General features: G+C 70.3%; 12 protein-coding genes. 9 read left to right on the forward strand and 3 right to left on the reverse strand.

Annotated features, from left to right (window positions below; all coding sequences use genetic code 11):
* The coding region (locus tag CWIS_RS19555; RefSeq protein ID WP_048344013.1) for a LacI family DNA-binding transcriptional regulator at positions 1-345 on the reverse strand (345 nt) is incomplete at its 3' end.
* A gap of 483 nt (positions 346-828) precedes the next feature.
* Between CWIS_RS19555 and CWIS_RS14225 the strand changes: the two genes are divergently transcribed.
* The 5 genes from CWIS_RS14225 (at position 829) to CWIS_RS14245 (ending at position 7,401) form a co-directional block, all read left to right on the forward strand.
* A complete protein-coding gene (locus CWIS_RS14225) occupies positions 829-2,496 on the forward strand; it encodes an extracellular solute-binding protein (protein WP_229747534.1) in 1,668 nt (555 codons plus the stop codon).
* A gap of 108 nt (positions 2,497-2,604) precedes the next feature.
* Positions 2,605-3,642 carry a sugar ABC transporter permease gene (locus tag CWIS_RS14230; protein WP_231583904.1) on the forward strand — a complete coding sequence of 346 codons (1,038 nt, stop codon included), beginning with the start codon at positions 2,605-2,607 and terminating at the stop codon, positions 3,640-3,642.
* A 9-nt stretch (positions 3,643-3,651) separates the two neighbouring features.
* Positions 3,652-4,614, forward strand: coding sequence for a carbohydrate ABC transporter permease (locus CWIS_RS14235; protein ID WP_048343975.1), 963 nt, complete (start codon positions 3,652-3,654; stop codon positions 4,612-4,614).
* A gap of 140 nt (positions 4,615-4,754) precedes the next feature.
* Positions 4,755-5,315 carry a YesL family protein gene (locus CWIS_RS14240; protein ID WP_229747535.1) on the forward strand — a complete coding sequence of 187 codons (561 nt, stop codon included), beginning with the start codon at positions 4,755-4,757 and terminating at the stop codon, positions 5,313-5,315.
* A 55-nt stretch (positions 5,316-5,370) separates the two neighbouring features.
* On the forward strand, positions 5,371-7,401 hold the full coding sequence (locus tag CWIS_RS14245) for a right-handed parallel beta-helix repeat-containing protein (RefSeq protein WP_048343976.1): 2,031 nt from the start codon (positions 5,371-5,373) through the stop codon (positions 7,399-7,401).
* Positions 7,402-7,420: 19 nt separating this feature from the next.
* Here the strand turns inward: CWIS_RS14245 and CWIS_RS14250 are convergent, their stop codons facing one another.
* Both CWIS_RS14250 and CWIS_RS14255 read right to left on the reverse strand, forming a co-directional pair.
* Positions 7,421-8,254 (reverse strand): alpha/beta fold hydrolase, encoded by an 834-nt coding sequence (locus tag CWIS_RS14250; protein WP_048343977.1) that lies wholly within the window; start codon positions 8,252-8,254, stop codon positions 7,421-7,423.
* Positions 8,251-8,562 carry a hypothetical protein gene (locus CWIS_RS14255; protein WP_048343978.1) on the reverse strand — a complete coding sequence of 104 codons (312 nt, stop codon included), beginning with the start codon at positions 8,560-8,562 and terminating at the stop codon, positions 8,251-8,253. Before CWIS_RS14255 ends, CWIS_RS14250 begins: the two co-directional genes overlap by 4 nt.
* A gap of 159 nt (positions 8,563-8,721) precedes the next feature.
* Between CWIS_RS14255 and CWIS_RS14260 the strand changes: the two genes are divergently transcribed.
* From CWIS_RS14260 to CWIS_RS14275, 4 genes are all read left to right on the forward strand, one after another.
* On the forward strand, positions 8,722-10,194 hold the full coding sequence (locus CWIS_RS14260) for a DUF3375 domain-containing protein (RefSeq protein ID WP_048343979.1): 1,473 nt from the start codon (positions 8,722-8,724) through the stop codon (positions 10,192-10,194).
* Between the two features lie 97 nt (positions 10,195-10,291).
* On the forward strand, positions 10,292-10,903 hold the full coding sequence (locus tag CWIS_RS14265) for a DUF4194 domain-containing protein (protein ID WP_197080861.1): 612 nt from the start codon (positions 10,292-10,294) through the stop codon (positions 10,901-10,903).
* Positions 10,900-14,283, forward strand: a complete 3,384-nt coding sequence (locus CWIS_RS14270; protein ID WP_048343981.1) for an ATP-binding protein — start codon at positions 10,900-10,902, stop codon at positions 14,281-14,283. Before CWIS_RS14265 ends, CWIS_RS14270 begins: the two co-directional genes overlap by 4 nt.
* A complete protein-coding gene (locus tag CWIS_RS14275; RefSeq protein WP_048343982.1) occupies positions 14,280-15,530 on the forward strand; it encodes a Wadjet anti-phage system protein JetD domain-containing protein in 1,251 nt (416 codons plus the stop codon). The genes CWIS_RS14270 and CWIS_RS14275 overlap by 4 nt, the downstream gene beginning before the upstream one ends.
* Positions 15,531-15,554: the final 24 nt, after the last annotated feature.

Consider the following 15,554-nt stretch of genomic DNA (forward strand, 5'->3'; position numbering starts at 1 on the left):
GACACCGTCGTAGATCTGGAGCCGCGCGACGGTCAGCGCCTCCATCTCCTGCTGCGCGTTGGCGCTCGTCCGTTCGAGGACGAGGTGACGTCCCTGCGCCTCGATCAGCGGGGCGACCTGGTCGGCGAGCTCGCCGAAGTAGTCATGGAAGCTCGGGACGACGAAGGCGACGGTGTCGGTCCGTCCGGCCCGCAGGTGCCGGGCCGTCAGGTTGACCTCGTACCCGAGGGACTCGACGGCCGCCATGACACGGGCGCGCGTCGGCTCGCCGACGGGAAGGCGCTCGTTCAGGACGTTCGACACCGTCATCACCGAGACGCCGGCGGCGCGAGCCACGTCGGCCATCCTCACCACGGGGGTCTCCTTCCCGCGACGTCGTGCCGGTCCGGCGCTCGTCGGGCTGCGGGCCCCGGCCACACCGCCGGAGCGCGCTCAATATATCGATACAACGCCAGACGGCAAGACCCACTTCACCGGAACCAGCAGGCGATACTTTCGGTGCACCTCCCTCGACAGACACGCGCCTCGCCTGGCCGCGGGCACGCCGGGACGCAAGTGCCGAGGTCGCAGCGCGTCCCAGGTGGTCCGCCTGCCGCCCCAGGCGGCTCCCGAAAGTGGCCGTGATCATATCGAGACTTGCGGGGGCTTGACGGCTCGCGAGGGGCGTCTCTACTTTAACGCTAAAATCCCGCCGGGATAAGGACGCGACGACTCAACGCGTCCGATGTGCACGGGTTCCAGTCAACGTCGACCGGAACTGTTCTCAAGGGAGAGACCTCGGTGCGTACCTCACGAACGAAGTTGTCAGCTCTTGCCCTGGTGGTGGGCGTGTCCGTGGGACTCGTCGGATGTACCGCCGACGACGGCCCCGAAGAGGGCCCCACGACGGCCGCCGTGATCCCCGAGGGGGATCTCGCGGACAAGTCGGGAACGCTGACCCCCAGCAACCCGACGACCCTCACGACCTGGATCACGACGGCCTCCCAGGCCCCGGCCGCCGACAACAAGATCACCAAGCTGCTCAAGGAGAAGCTCGGTGTCACGCTGGAGTACGAGATCGTGACTCCCGACAACGTGGACCAGAAGATCGGTGTCATGCTCGCGGGCGGCCAGTACCCCGACCTCGTCGGGACGACGGACCTGAAGATGCGTCTCCTCGAGGGCGGCGCTCTCCTGCGACTGGACGACATGCTGGCCACCGGGGACTACCCGAACCTCGCCACGCACGTCGAGGACGACATCAAGAAGATGAGCTACTCGGGTGAGGAGGTGGACCCCGGGCTGTACATCTTCCCGAACTACAACCGCTTCTACGGCGAGGTCACGGGCGGCACCTACTACGGCCCCGCGTTCTGGATCCAGAAGCGTGTGCTCGAGGACGCCGGGTGGCCGGACCTCAGCAACATGACGCTCGACCGCTACTTCCAGCTCATCGCGGACTACCAGGCGAAGAACCCCCAGACCGAGGGCGCCCCGACCGTGGGCTTCGAGGTCCTGGCGTCGACCGGCCGTGAGTGGGGCATGACGAACCCGCCGGCGCTCCTGGCGGGCTCCCCGAACAACGGTGGCGTCATCGTCGACGACAGCAACAACGCGGAGATCTACGCCGACAAGGACATCGCGAAGGACTTCTACAAGGTCCTCAACGAGCAGTACGCCGCGGGTCTCGTGGACCGCGAGTCCTTCACCCTGACGTTCGACCAGTACGTCGCGAAGCTGGCCACCGGCGCCGTCCTCGGCATGCACGACCAGGGCTGGGACTTCCAGACCGCGACCGACTCGCTGCGCAGCGCCGGCAAGGACCAGTACACCTACGTGCCCCTCATGCCCGTCTACGACGGTGCTGAGCCCTGGTACGCCGACCGCCCCGTCATGAACACCAACCAGGGCTTCGGCATCTCCGTCTCCAGCAAGCAGCCGGAGAAGGCGCTGAAGTTCCTCGACCTGATGCTCAGCGAGCCCTGGCAGAAGACGCTCTCCTGGGGCATCGAGGGCGAGGACTACCAGATCGGCGACGACGGCCTGTTCACGCGCACGGAGGAGCAGCGGGCCAACGCCCGCGACCTCACCTGGCGGGCGTCCAACCGTCTCGAGGCGCTGCTCGACGTCCTGCCCAAGCACAACGGCCAGTTCTCCGACGGCAACGCCTACAGCCCCGACGACCAGCCCGCCGAGTTCTTCGCGACGCTGACCGACTACGACCGTAACGTCATGGAGAAGTACGGCAAGAAGACCTGGCTCGAGTTCATGAACCCGCAGCCGGAGAACCCGAAGTACTACCCGGCGTGGAACATCACGCTCTCCGACGACGCCAACCAGGTCAACCAGCAGCTGACCGACGCCAACGTGCAGAACCTGCCGAAGATCATCGCCGGTGCCCCTGGCGACTTCGAGGCGAGCTGGAAGGCCTACGTCGACACCATCAAGAAGATCGACGTCAAGGTGTACGAGGACGCGATCAACGCCGGCATCCAGGAGCGTCTCGCCAACTGGTGACAGTCCGCAAGCGGTCGTGGTGGGGGGCACGGGCCCCCCACCACGACACGTTCTCGAGGACCACCCACTGCTTCTGACGACGAGGTTGGACAGATGACGGACGCACCGGTGAGGAACCTGATGACCGCCCCCGGGCCCGAGCCGGCCGCGGAGCCTGCGAGCAGCTCACGGGCTCAACGCCGCAAGGCCCGGACGCGGGCACCCAAGGAGCCGAAGCGCAAGATCACGTGGGACAGGATCAAGGCGCAGCGGGTGCTGCTCCTCATGGCCGTCCCGCTGCTGATGTACCAGATCCTGTTCAAGTACGTCCCCGTCTACGGCTGGGCGATCGCCTTCCAGGACTACAAGCCGGGTCGCGGCAACATCTGGAACCAGGAGTGGGTGGGCTTCGAGAACTTCGTCGACCTGTTCACCGGTGTCAACGGTGAACGGTTCCGCCGGGTCGTGGTCAACACGCTGGGACAGTCCGTCCTGACCCTGGTCGTCGGGACCCTGGGGGCCATCGTCCTGGCGCTGCTGCTGAACGAGGTCAAGAACGCCCCGTTCAAGCGGATCATGCAGAACATCACGTACATGCCCCACTTCCTCAGCTGGGTCATCGTGGCGAGCCTGGCGTCGGTGGCGCTCTCCCTGCCCTCCTCCGGCGGGTTCATCAACCAGGGCCTCATGACCCTGGGCATCGTCCAGGAGCCGATCCTGTTCCTGACCGAGCCGAACCACTTCTGGGGCATCGTCGCCGGGACCAGCCTGTGGAAGGAGCTGGGCTGGAACACGATCCTCTACCTGGCCGCGATCACCGCGATCGACCCGAGCCTGTACGAGGCCGCCGAGGTCGACGGAGCGGGCCGCTACCGCAAGATGTGGAACATCACGCTCCCGGGCATCAGGCCCACGATCGTCGTGCTGCTCATCATCAACAGCGGCTGGATCCTGTCCACCAACTTCGAGCTGCCGTACTTCCTGGGCAACGGCCTGATCTCCGAGACGGCCGAGACCATCGACGTCTTCGTCCTGCGCTACGGCTACCAGCTCGGCAACTACTCCCTCGCCGTCGTCGCGGGCATCTTCAAGACCGTCGTCGCCATCATCTTGGTGGGCTCGGCGAACATGGCGGCCAAGCGCCTCAACCAAGAGACCCTGGTCTAGGAGGACGTCATGTCAAGCACCACTGTCGTGAAGCCTCCGGCGCGGCGCGCGTCACGAAGCGGGTCACCGCGTCGCGCGTGGACGACCGAGCGCATCATCTTCACCACGCTCAACACGACCTTCCTGGTGTTGCTCGCGACACTCATGATCTACCCCCTGCTGAACACGCTCGCCATCTCCCTGAACGACGGCATGGACGCCGTCCGCGGCGGGATCGGCATCTGGCCACGGGTCTTCTCGCTGAAGAACTACGAGGTCGTGCTCAACATGGACTCGATCTATCAGGCGTTCGTCATGAGCGTCCTGAAGACGGTCGTGGTCGTGGCGACGAACTTGCTGTTCACCTCGATGCTCGCCTACGCGCTCAGCCGCAAGGAGTTCATCTTCCGCCGCCCGATCACCCTGATCTTCGTGCTGACGCTGTACTTCGACGCCGGGCTGATCCCCAACTACCTGCTCATCAAGGACCTGGGGATGCTGAACAGCTTCCAGGCCTACTGGGTGCCGACGATCATCAGTGCGTTCAACCTCATCATCCTGCGCACGTACATGAAGTCGATCCCCGACGAGATCACCGAGTCGGCACGGATCGACGGCGCGGGCGAGTTCCGCACGTGGTGGCAGATCATCATGCCGCTGTGCAAGCCCGTGCTGGCCGTGGTGGGTCTGTTCGTGGCCGTCGGCAGCTGGAACGCCTGGCTGGACACCCTGCTGTACAACTCGGGCGACCCGGCGCTGACCACCCTGCAGTACGAGCTGCAGAAGCTGCTGGCGAGCTCGATGAACGCCGGCGCGAACTCCGCGAACACCGCGGCCAACGCGGCCTCGGTGGGAAGCGGCGGGCAGCTCACCACACCGATCGCGCTGCGGTCGGCGATCACGATGGTGGCGGCCGTCCCCATCCTGCTCGTCTACCCGTTCCTGCAGAAGCACTTCGTGTCCGGTCTCATGATCGGCTCCGTGAAGGGCTGACGGGCGTCGGCCTCCCGCGCACCGCGGGAGGCCGACCGCGTCCTGGCGACCCACCACGTCCGCGCACTCTGAGAGGCACGACCATCTTCCGCTTCAACCCCGCGTCGCTGCTGTGGCGCATCCTCGACTCGCTCGGCTCCGTGATCCTGATCAGCCTGTTCTGGCTGGTGAGCGTCGGCCTCGTCGTGACGGCGGGAGCGGGCACGGTCGTCGCGTACGAGCTCTGTCGCCGCTACGTCCTGGGCAAGGACGCGGGCCCCTGGGCTGTCGCGACCAAGGCCTGGCGGCAGAGCTGGAAGCAGGCGACCGTCGTCGGTCTGCTCGCCGTCCTGGTCGCGGCCGTCGGCATCGTCACGCTCTCCTACCTGCCGACTCTCGGGCTGGCCGAGGTGCTGGTGCCGCTCCTGGTCGTCGGGCTCTTCCTCCTGCTCCTGGTGTTCTGGTGCCTGCCCCTCGTCGCCCGTTTCACCAACCCCACCTGGCGCCAGGTGCGCAACGGCCTCACCTTGGGGCTGACGACGCCCAGCCTGACGTTCCTGCTCGGGATCGCCGCGCTGGTCGGGGGCGTCGCCATCTGGAACTTCATGCCCGCGGTGTTCGTGGTGCCGGGCCTGATCCTCGTGTGGTGGTGCTACCTGCTCGAGCGGTTCTTCGTGGACCGGGGATACGTCCGACCGGAGCCGGAGGAGGCGGAGGTCTGACGCGGCGCGGAGCGCTCACCACCGCACGACCCAGTGATCGACGAAAGGCGTTGTCGTGACCATCCTGCACGTCGCCACCACCGGCTCCGACCGCGCTGACGGTTCGGCCGAGGCTCCGTTCCGGACCATCAACCGGGCCGCGCAGGCCGCCGTGCCGGGCGACACCGTCGCGGTGCACGCAGGCGTGTACCGGGAGTGGGTGAACCCCCCGCGCGGCGGCACGGCTGACGCGCCGATCACGTACCAGGCGGCAGTAGGCCCGGACGGGCACTTCGAGCCCGTGACGATCTCCGGTGCCGAGGTGGTCACCGACTGGCACCCCCACCCCGGCGCCGACGGCCGCGTCTGGGTCGCCCAGGTGCCGAACGCCCTGTTCGGCACCCGCAACCCGTACGTCGAGCGCATCGGCGGGGACTGGTTCTTCGACCGGGTCAACACCTGGCACACGGGCGAGGTGTACCTCGACGGCAGGTCGATGTACGAGTCGCTGACGCTCGGCGGCGTCGAGCACCCCGAGGTCACTCCGGACTCGTTCGACCCGGAAGGCTCGCTGCTGACCTGGTACTGCGAGGTGGGCGACGACGTCACGACGATCTGGGCGAACTTCGGGGGCGCCGACCCGGCCGCGCACCAGGTCGAGATCAATGCCCGCACCTTCGTCTTCTGGCCCTCGGCGACCGGCATCGACCACATCACGGTGCGTGGGTTCACCCTGACGAAGGCCGCCACGCAGTGGGCCCCGCCCACTGCACTGCAGGAAGGCCTGATCGGCCCCCACTGGTCGAAGGGCTGGGTGATCGAGGACAACACGATCACCGACTCGAAGAACGTCGGCGTCTCGCTCGGCAAGGAGGTCAGCACCGGGCAGAACGAGGCGGCCGCGGGGCCGGAGGGCGCCAAGGGCGGCACGCAGCGCGAGCGTGAGGTGATCCAGCGTGCTCTCGTGCTGGGCGGGCCGGGCGCCGGCGAGCCGCACCCGTGGCACCGGGACCACGTCGGCTCGCACGTCGTGCGCCGCAACACGATCCGGGACTGCGAGCAGGCCGGCGTCGTCGGGCACCTGGGGGCGGCGTTCTCGACCATCGCCGACAACCACATCTCGCGCATCCACGTGAAGCGACAGTGGCACGGCGCAGAGGTGGCCGGGATCAAGCTGCACGCCGCCATCGACACCGTGATCAGCGGGAACACGATCCACCACACGCACCGCGCGCTGTGGCTGGACTGGCAGGCCCAGGGCACCCTGGTGCGGCGCAACGTGTTCTACGCCTCGACCGCCGAGGACTTCATGGTCGAGGTCTGCCACGGCCCGTACCTCGTGGACTCGAACCTCTTCCTGTCGCCGTGGGCGGTCAAGGACATGTCCACCGGCGGCGCGTACGTCCACAACTACGTCGCGGGTCGTATCGCGAACTGCACGGAGCACCAGCGGTACACCCCGTACCACGTCCCGCACGCCACGGCCGTCTACGGCGTCTCGAACATCCTCGGCGGCGACAACCGGTTCTACAACAACGTCTTCGTCGGCGACCGCGCCGCCGACGATCGCAGCGAGTCGGACGCACAGCCCGAGCCGGCGCTCGCCAGCTTTTGGTCCGGCGCGGTCGACATGGACGGTGTGCCCGGGCAGGCGACCTTCACGCCGACGCCCGTGGGCACCTCGCAGTACGACGCCTATCCGACGCCGCAGGAGTACCCCAACGAGCGCGGCAGCGACTTGGCGGGGCCTCGGCTGCCGGTCTGGATCGAGGGCAACCTCTACACGGAGGGCGCGGAGCCGTTCCGCGCGGAGCCTACGGCCCTCGTGGTCGGCACGTCTCCGGTGCGCGTCACCGTCGTCGACGCCGAAGCCGGGACCGTCCGCGTCGACATGAGCGACATGGCCGTCGTCGCCCCGGTGACGACCGCGCGCCTCGGGACGAGCTACCAGGCCGAGATGCCCTACACCAACCCCGACGGGTCCGATCTGGACCTGAGCACCGACCTCGTCGGGATCCGACGGGACCAGATCGTGCCCGGGCCGTTCGCCGTGTCGGCACCTGCGTGTCGGACTCTTGAGGCACCGGGGCCGGTCGAGCGACGGTAGACGGGCGGCGTGGCCGCGCTCAGCGCTGACGCCCGGCGTGCTCGTGCAGGAACGCGTCGACCGCCGCGTGGTAGACGGTCGGCTGGTCGCGGCGCACGCAGTGGCCCGCGCCGTCGATGGTGACGGTGCTGACGAGCGGGTTGTCGACAAGTCCCGGGCGCGGTGCCATCGGTGCGCCGGGCGGGAGGACGAGCAGGGTGGGGACGGTGAGCGCGGCGAACCGCTCCTCCCACGCCGGCTCCCCGAGGAACCGACCCCCTCGCACGTACGCGCGGTCGACGAGCGGGCGGCTGTCCGCCCACGCCTCGATCTCGGTGTCGCTCCACGGTGTCTCGCGCCGCATGCGCGCGACCTCGGCCGCGCGGTCCCGCGCCGTGGCGATCAGGGACGCCTCGACCCCGGCGACGACCGTGGGATGGGCGACGAACGCCGGTCCGTCGAGCGCGGGGTCCGTCGTGGGGATGCCGTCGGGCTTCGCGGGGTCCTCGAGCACGAGGGCGCGGACCTGGGCGGGGCGGGCGAGTGCCGCGCGTAGGGCGAGCAGACCGCCGAGGGAGTGCCCGACGAGCACGACCGGCCCCGGCTGCGCGTCCAGCAGGTCCACGAGGTCGTCGAGCATGACGTCGGGGGCGCGCCGGAGCTCGTCGTCGGTGAACCGTGGCGAGCGACCGTGGCCTCGCAGGTCCGGCGCGACGACGTCCCACGTGTCACCCCAGTGCGCGACGAGGTCCGGCCAGGTGGTGCCCGCCTCCGTCAGACCGTGGACGAGCACGACCGTGGGCGCCGCGGCGTTGCCGTAGCGGTGGACGACCAGAGGCACCTTGCCGTCGGGTCGGCCGTCGCGCGCGCTCATAGGACGGCTCCGTCGAGGGTGACGTCCTCGTACGCCTCGACCCGGGGCGGTCCGACGAGGTGCGTGTGCCACTCGTCGATCAGCGCGCGCATCGCCGGGTCCTGCTCGACGCGCACCTGGTCGGCCTCGTACGTGAGGCGGTCGCGGTACTCCATGATCTCGACGAACGCGCCGGGCTCCACCAGGCTCCACTGCAGCCGGACCCGGATACCGCCGGGTGCCTCGTACACCGGGCGCGCGCGGGCCAGGAAGTGCTCGAGCGAGCGCGCGTCGGACGCAGCCCGGCCGTGCAGATAGAGGGTGATCATGCCCACCATCGTGGCCCCCTCCCCTGGTCACGCACCGTACGAACGTCCCGACGACCATCCCGACGACGACCCCGACGACCGTCCCGACGACGTCGCGCGAGCGACTCGCGGGTGGGCGCGACCGCGTCTCGTCGTCCCGGCCACCTAAGGTGTCGGGCGATGATCACTCGTGCCGAAGGGGCGTACCTGGGCGCCGTCCGGGCCTTCCAGAACCCGATGCTCGACCTGCTCCACAAGAAGCACGCCCCACTCGTCGTCTCGTTGCTGTCGGTGACGTTCACCGCGGAGCGGCCGACCGTCCCCGTGGCCGACGCGCACACGGAGATCGGTGACGCGCTCGACCAGCTGCGTGCGGCCGGGTACGAGGAGAACCTGCCGACGGGCTCGGCGCGCGACCTGTGCCGACAGTGGGCGGACGCGGGCTGGCTCGTGCGGCAGGTGCTCGACGACGACGTCGAGGCCTACCGCCTGTCCGCGCACGCGGTCGGGGCGCTCGAGGTCGCGGGGCGCGCGGGTGGTGCGCGGGCGCGCGTGTCGCAGTCGCGGGTGCGGACGCTGCTCGACGCGGTGGAGCAGCTCGCGCAGGACGCCGACCCCGACGTGCTGGTGCGCATGGCGCGCCTGGACGGGCAGATCAAGCGCCTGCAGGCCGAGCTGGACCGCGTGCAGCGCACCGGCACGGTCGACGAGGTCGACGACGAGGAGCTGCTCGAGGAGGCGGAGAACGTCCTGCACCTCGTGCGCGAGCTGCCCGCGGACTTCGCGCGCGTCGCGGAGTCGATCAAGGCGATGCAGCGGGACGTGGTCACGGCGCTGCGGCAGGACGAGCGCCCCACGGGTGACGTGCTGCGCGAGTACCTGGAGCGCGGCGAGCACGTCATGGAGTCCACGTCCGAGGGCCGCGCCTTCGCCGGGGCGCTGCGGCTCATCGGGGACCCGCAGCGGCTCGACGAGCTCGCGCAGCAGCTCGACGTGGTGCTGCGCCACCGGTTCACGCGGCGTCTCGCCCAGCAGCAGCGCACCGAGCTCCGGGAGATCGTGCGGCGCATCGAGCAGGGGCTCGACCAGGTCTTCACCGCGCAGCGCGAGGCGTCGTACGTCATCACCGCGCAGGTCCGCAACCACGACCCGCTGCGCGACCGCCAGGTCGACGTGCTGCTGCGCGACGTGATGGCCGGGATGCAGGCGTGGTTGCCCGGCGCGCGCCGTTTCCAGCCGGTCGACCCGTTGCGCCGCCTGCCGGTCGCCGAGGTCGAGCACCTGCGCCAGACCGCAGGCGACCTGCGCCCGCCCGAGGCACCGACGCCGCTGGCCGCCTGGGACGACGACGGCGACGACGTCACCGGCGACGACGCGCGCGCCTGGGGCGGCCCGCACTACGCCGACCTGACCTCCCACCTCGTCGCGTTCGCCGACGGCTCCGACGAGGTCGACGTGGCCGCCGCGTTCGAGGCGGCACCCGACGGGCTGCGCCGCCCCGTCGACCTGCTGGGGATGCTCGAGATCGCGCACACCCACGGCATGACCGAGACCGGTCGCGTCGCGTTCGTCGACGCGGTGCGGCCCGACGGGACCCGCCGCCGCCTCGCGTTCGGCGCGGTCACCACGACGACGAAGGACGACGATGCCTGAGACGACGACCGAGGACGTGGCGGTGACCGTGCACGACGAGCCGGTGGAGGCCGCGAGCGCTCCCCGCGCCGACGAGGGCTTCATCGCCCCCGTCCCGATGGAGGAGGACCCAGCCGAGCTGTTCGCGGGCGACTCCGGGACGCTCGACGCCGACGTGCGCCGGGTCCTGGTCCGGCTGCTGCAGCGGCGGTTCCTCGTCGCCGACAAGAACCGCGCACAGTGGCGGACCCTCCTGGAGAACCAGCAGGTCATCGAGTCGCGGCTGCACGACCTGTTCGTGCACCTCGTCGTCGACCACGACCGTGGCGTCGCCTACAAGCGCCAGGTGCGCTCGGCCGAGCTCGACGTGCCCGTGCTGCTGCGCGACGACGCGTACTCGCGCGCCGAGACGCTCGTGCTCGTGCACCTGCGGACCGTGTTCCAGCGCGAGCAGGGTGCGGGCGAGACGTCGGTGCGCGTGGACGTCGAGGAGCTCGAGCAGACCGCCCTGACGTACTTCGACCCCGACGACACGAACGTCGCCGCCCACCAGCGCGAGATCCGGGCCGCCGTGGCGCGCCTCGAGCGCGAGGGGCTCATCGAGGAGGAGTCGCAGGGACGCTTCCGCGTCACGCCGCTCGTCGAGATCGTGCTGAGCAACGAGCGGCTCGCTGAGCTGCGGGAGTGGCTGCGCGAGCAGGCCGCGCGCACGCAGGAGGTCACGCGATGACGATGATCGACACGCTGTTCGGGCTCATCCCCGCCGAGTCGACCGGCCAGCAGTGGGTCGCGCGCGACCTGCAGCTCGTCAACTGGGGCGGGTACGACGGGCACCACCGGGTGCGGCTCGCCTCGACCGCCACGCTCCTGTCGGGCGGGTCCGGCTCGGGCAAGTCCACGCTCATGGACGCGTACATCGCGCTCCTGATGCCGCACACCACGCCGTTCAACGGTGCGTCGAACGGCGGCGTCGTCGGGCGCCCGCGCGGCAAGGACCAGCGCAACATCCTGTCCTACGCGCGCGGCAAGCTCGACGAGTCGCGCACCGAGGACGGGACCCGGCAGCGGGTGCTGCGCGGGGACGGTCGGGACACGTGGTCGGCGATCGCCATGACGTGGGTGGACCAGTCCGGCACCGAGCTCACGGCGGTGCGCGGCTGGTACGTGCCGTCCGCGGCGCGGACGCTCGAGGACGTCGTCGCGGTGCGCGCCGTCCGCGAGGGCAGCTTCGACCTGCGCGAGCTCGAGGCCGCGGCCGCGCACCGGTTCGGCCGGGCCGCCGTGACGGAAGCCGGCCTGACGGTGTTCGACACCGACCGTGAGCTCACCGCGCGCCTGCACTCGACGCTCGGGATCGGCGCGGCGGGTGACGGGAACAAGGCCGTCGCGCTGCTGGGCCGCATCCAGGCCGGGCAGCAGATCACCACTGTCGACGCGCTCTACAAGGCGATGGTGCTCGAGGAACCGGACACGTTCGCGACGGCCGACGCCGTCGTCGAGCAGTTCGACAAGCTCACGGGCACGCGCGAGCAGATGATCACCGCGCGCCAGCAGGTCAAGGCGCTCGAGCCGATCCGCGCGTACCGGGCCGACATCGAGCAGGCCGCCGAGCGGCTGCGGGTCATCGAGCAGCTCGGGACGTTCGACGACGCGACCTCGCCTGCGGCCCTGTGGAAGCACGAGCGCCGGCTCGACCTGCTCCGCGACGCCGAGCAGGACCTGCAGCGTCGCCACCAGCAGAGCAACGCACGCGCGGCCGAGACCGCGGCGCGCATCGCCGCCGCGCGGTCCGAGCTCGACGGGGTCAAGGAGACGCTCTGGTCCTCGGGCGGCGACCGCCTCGCGACCGCGCAGCGTGAGCTCGCGGGCGTCGAGGCACGACTGCAGGACGTGCGCCGGGCCCGCACCCGGTTCGACGACGTGCTGCGCGCGCTGCCCGGCACGTCGGTGACGACCGACGCCGAGCACACCGCGCTCGTCGCGCGGGCGCACGCGGCCCTGCGGGACACCGACGCGAAGGCGTCCGCACGGCAGGCGCTGTTCGACGCGATGTCGGAGAAGAAGGAGGCCGCCGCCGACCTCGCCGACCTGACCGCCGAACGTGCCGCGGTCGCGCGGCGGCACGACAACATCCCCGGTGAGCTGCACCGGGCTCGCGCGGCGCTGGCCGAGGCCGCTGGGCTGGCGCCCGACGACCTGCCCTTCGTCGCCGAGCTGATCGAGGTCCGCACCGAGCACGAGCCGTGGCGCGACGCCTTCAACCTCGCGCTCGGCGGGTTCGCGACGCGTCTGCTCATCGACGTCGCGCACCTGGGCGCGTTCCGCAAGGCGATCGACGCGGTTCCCACCGCTCGTCGTATCCGGTTCCAGGGCGTGCCCACGGGGATGCGCGACGACGTCGCGCTCGACTCCCGCACGCTGCCCGGTCGCCTCGACTTCCGCAACGGCCCGTTCACCGGCTGGCTGCGCGGCGAGCTCGCGCGCGCGTTCGCCTTCGTGTGCGTCGACACGCCCGGCGAGCTGTCGCAGCACGCCAAGGCGCTGACCCGCTCGGGGCAGGTGTCCGAGGGGACCCAGGGCGCGCACGGCGGCCAGGGCCGCGGCAACGTCCTCGGCTTCACCAACACGCGTCGCCTCGCCCACCTCGACGAGCAGGTCGCGCGCGCCCAGGAACGGCTGCACCTGGTCGAGGCGCAGGTGAGCGAGGCCGAGGCGGGCCTCGACACGCACGACGTCGAGCGCCGCGCCTACGAGACGCTGACCGAGATCACCTGGGACCAGGTCGACGTCGCGACCATCGAGGCCGCACAGGCCCGGTGGGCGCAGGTCATCGAGGAGGTGACGTCCGGCAACCCGGAGATCACGCGCCTGCAGCGGCGCGCCGCCGAGCTCGACACGACCATCCAGGTGCTCGCCGAGCAGCTCGGCGTGACCAAGGACGAGGCGCGAGCCGCCTCCGAGCTCTGGTCGACGACCACGGACGAGGTCGACACCGCGCAGCAGGCGCTCGACGAGGCCCGGTCCGCGGGCACTCGCGTGGGTCACGACCAGCGCACCTACCTCGAGGCCCTGCTCGTCGGGACGGACGTGCAGGACGTCCGCACGACGAACGCGGCGGCGGGCGCGAACGACGCCCTGCGTGCGTTCGACGACGTCCTGGCGCGCGCCCACTCGCTCCTGCTGGCCGACCGCCAGGCCGCGCAGCAGATCATCGGCACCGCCCGCGAGTCGCTGCGCCGCACGTTCGAGACCTTCGTCGAGCGCTGGCCGGACCCGAACCTCGGGGCCGACCCCGACGACTCCTACGCCGACTTCGAGCGCATCCTCACCGAGCTCGAGACCAACGGTCTGCACGACCTCGAGGACGAGTGGCGCAAGAGCCTGCTGCGCCTGTCGGGCAACGACCTGACCGACCTGCACAGCGCGCTCGCACGCTCGGTCCGGGAGATCAAGGAACGCATCCGGCCGGTCAACGACATCCTCGCGGACCTGCCGTTCGCCGACGACGAGCACCGCCTGCGCATCGAGGCGCGCGACACGCAGTCGACCGTCGTCGCGCGCTTCCGCAAGGAGCTGCGCGACCTGCGCGAGGTGCTGGCCACCGAGGCGACCGACGCCGAGCGCGAGCGGCGCTACCTGCGCATGGCCAAGGTCATCGACCGCATCCGGCGCACCGCACCCGACTTCGCCGACCTGATCGACGTGCGCCGCCACGTGCGCCTGTCCGCCGAGAAGGTCGACCTCGAGGGCAACCACGTGGCGCTGTACGACCACATCGGCGAGAAGTCCGGCGGTGAGTCGCAGGAGCTCGTCGCGTTCATCGTCGGCGCGGCCCTGCGCTACCAGCTCGGCGACGCCGGCGCCGAACGGCCCCGGTACGCGCCGGTCTTCCTCGACGAGGCGCTCATCAAGGCCGACGCGCGGTTCACGGGTCGCGCGATCGGCGCGTGGCGCGGGCTGGGCTTCCAGCTCGTCATCGGGGCGCCCAACGACAAGTTCAGCGCGCTCGAGCCGCACGTGGACGTCAAGTACGTCGTGCTGAAGGACGCCACGGGCCGCTCCCGCACCAAGCCCATCGCCGGCGTGCCCGACCCGATGGCGTCTGAGTGAGCTCTCGCTTCGTCTCGCTCGCCGAGGCAGCCGAGACCGTGACGCACCGCCTGCGCACCGCGTGGGCTGATGCGGTGTGCATCCAGATCACCCAATGCACCAACCGCGCGATCCACGTGCAGCTCAGCCCAGGCGTGACGAGCGGCGCGGTCGTTCTTCGGCTCGGGCTGGACGCTCGGACCCGCTGGGTCGAGGAGTGGTCTGCAGTGGCCGCACGTGGCCTCCCAGGTGTCACGGTCGAGAGGCGACGGGTCGTCGTCTCTCAGGTCGCCGAGATGCTCCCGGCGACCCTCACCCTGAGCGGGCTTGACGCGGCCACCGAGCTCCTGGCGCTCGCGGGCCTGCGGCCGCCGTTCGACCATCAACGAGCGTGCCGGGTTGCTGGCGAGATTCTCGCGTCATCGGCACGCCTGACTCCGACGGTCCTCCGGGCGGTGTGCCAGCTCGACGATGACGACGTTCAGGTCGCGCTGGAAGCCGTCCGGTGGCTCCGCGCGCATCCTGACGTCGGTGACTGGACCGCTCGCTCCATCCCCATCCCGCGCATGCACTCGAAGTGGCTTCTCAAGCACGGAGCGCTGCTGCGCGATCTCGTCGGCCGCGATGTTCTCGACGAGGTGCGGTCGCGGCTCGCAGTCGTCCACCTGACCTACGTGGATCCGGCCTACGCGATGACGGGAGGTCGACGGCACGACGCGTGGACGACCGGTGACACGCACGAGCTCGCGTATGAGCCGCACACCGTGCTCGTCGTCGAGAACCGCGACTGCCGCCTCTGGTTTCCGCTCACTCCTGGCACCGTCGTCGTCGAGGGCGGCGGCATGGCAGCGGCAGCCTTGCTCGCCGACATCCCGTGGCTGCGGCGCGCTCCGGGCGTCGTGTACTGGGGGGACATCGACGCCGCGGGCTTCGCGATCCTGAACCACTTCCGCTCCGCCCTGGCCCGCACCAGTCCCGACGGAGCGTCCGGCCGCCCGGTCGCCTCGATCCTGATGGACGCTGCGGCGCTGTCGAGGTACAGCCACCTCGGCGTCGATCGAGACGCGCGGGGCAGGCGCATTCCTTCGTCGTCTGAGACGTTGCCCCATCTCACCGACGACGAGACCGAGGCGTATCACCAGATCGCCACCGCTGGTGAGGTAGCCCTGCGCCGGATCGAGCAGGAGCGGATTCCGATCGCCGATGCGGCTGACGCGCTGTCGCTGCACGCGTCGCACGCGACGACGGCTCCACCGTGGCGCGACTAGCGGGACAACCGATCGCATCGTTCG

This window comes from Cellulomonas sp. A375-1 (assembly GCF_001040865.1).
Classification (GTDB): Bacteria; Actinomycetota; Actinomycetes; order Actinomycetales; family Cellulomonadaceae; genus Cellulomonas; species Cellulomonas gelida.

Coding starts and splice junctions, on each gene's coding strand:
- CWIS_RS14270 (WP_048343981.1), top strand. CDS start 10,900: ATGACGATGATCGACACGCTGTTCGGGCTCATCCCCGCCGAGTCGACC.
- CWIS_RS14260 (WP_048343979.1), top strand. CDS start 8,722: ATGATCACTCGTGCCGAAGGGGCGTACCTGGGCGCCGTCCGGGCCTTC.
- CWIS_RS14235 (WP_048343975.1), top strand. CDS start 3,652: ATGTCAAGCACCACTGTCGTGAAGCCTCCGGCGCGGCGCGCGTCACGA.
- CWIS_RS14265 (WP_197080861.1), top strand. CDS start 10,292: ATGGAGGAGGACCCAGCCGAGCTGTTCGCGGGCGACTCCGGGACGCTC.
- CWIS_RS14250 (WP_048343977.1), bottom strand. CDS start 8,254: ATGAGCGCGCGCGACGGCCGACCCGACGGCAAGGTGCCTCTGGTCGTC.
- CWIS_RS14255 (WP_048343978.1), bottom strand. CDS start 8,562: ATGATCACCCTCTATCTGCACGGCCGGGCTGCGTCCGACGCGCGCTCG.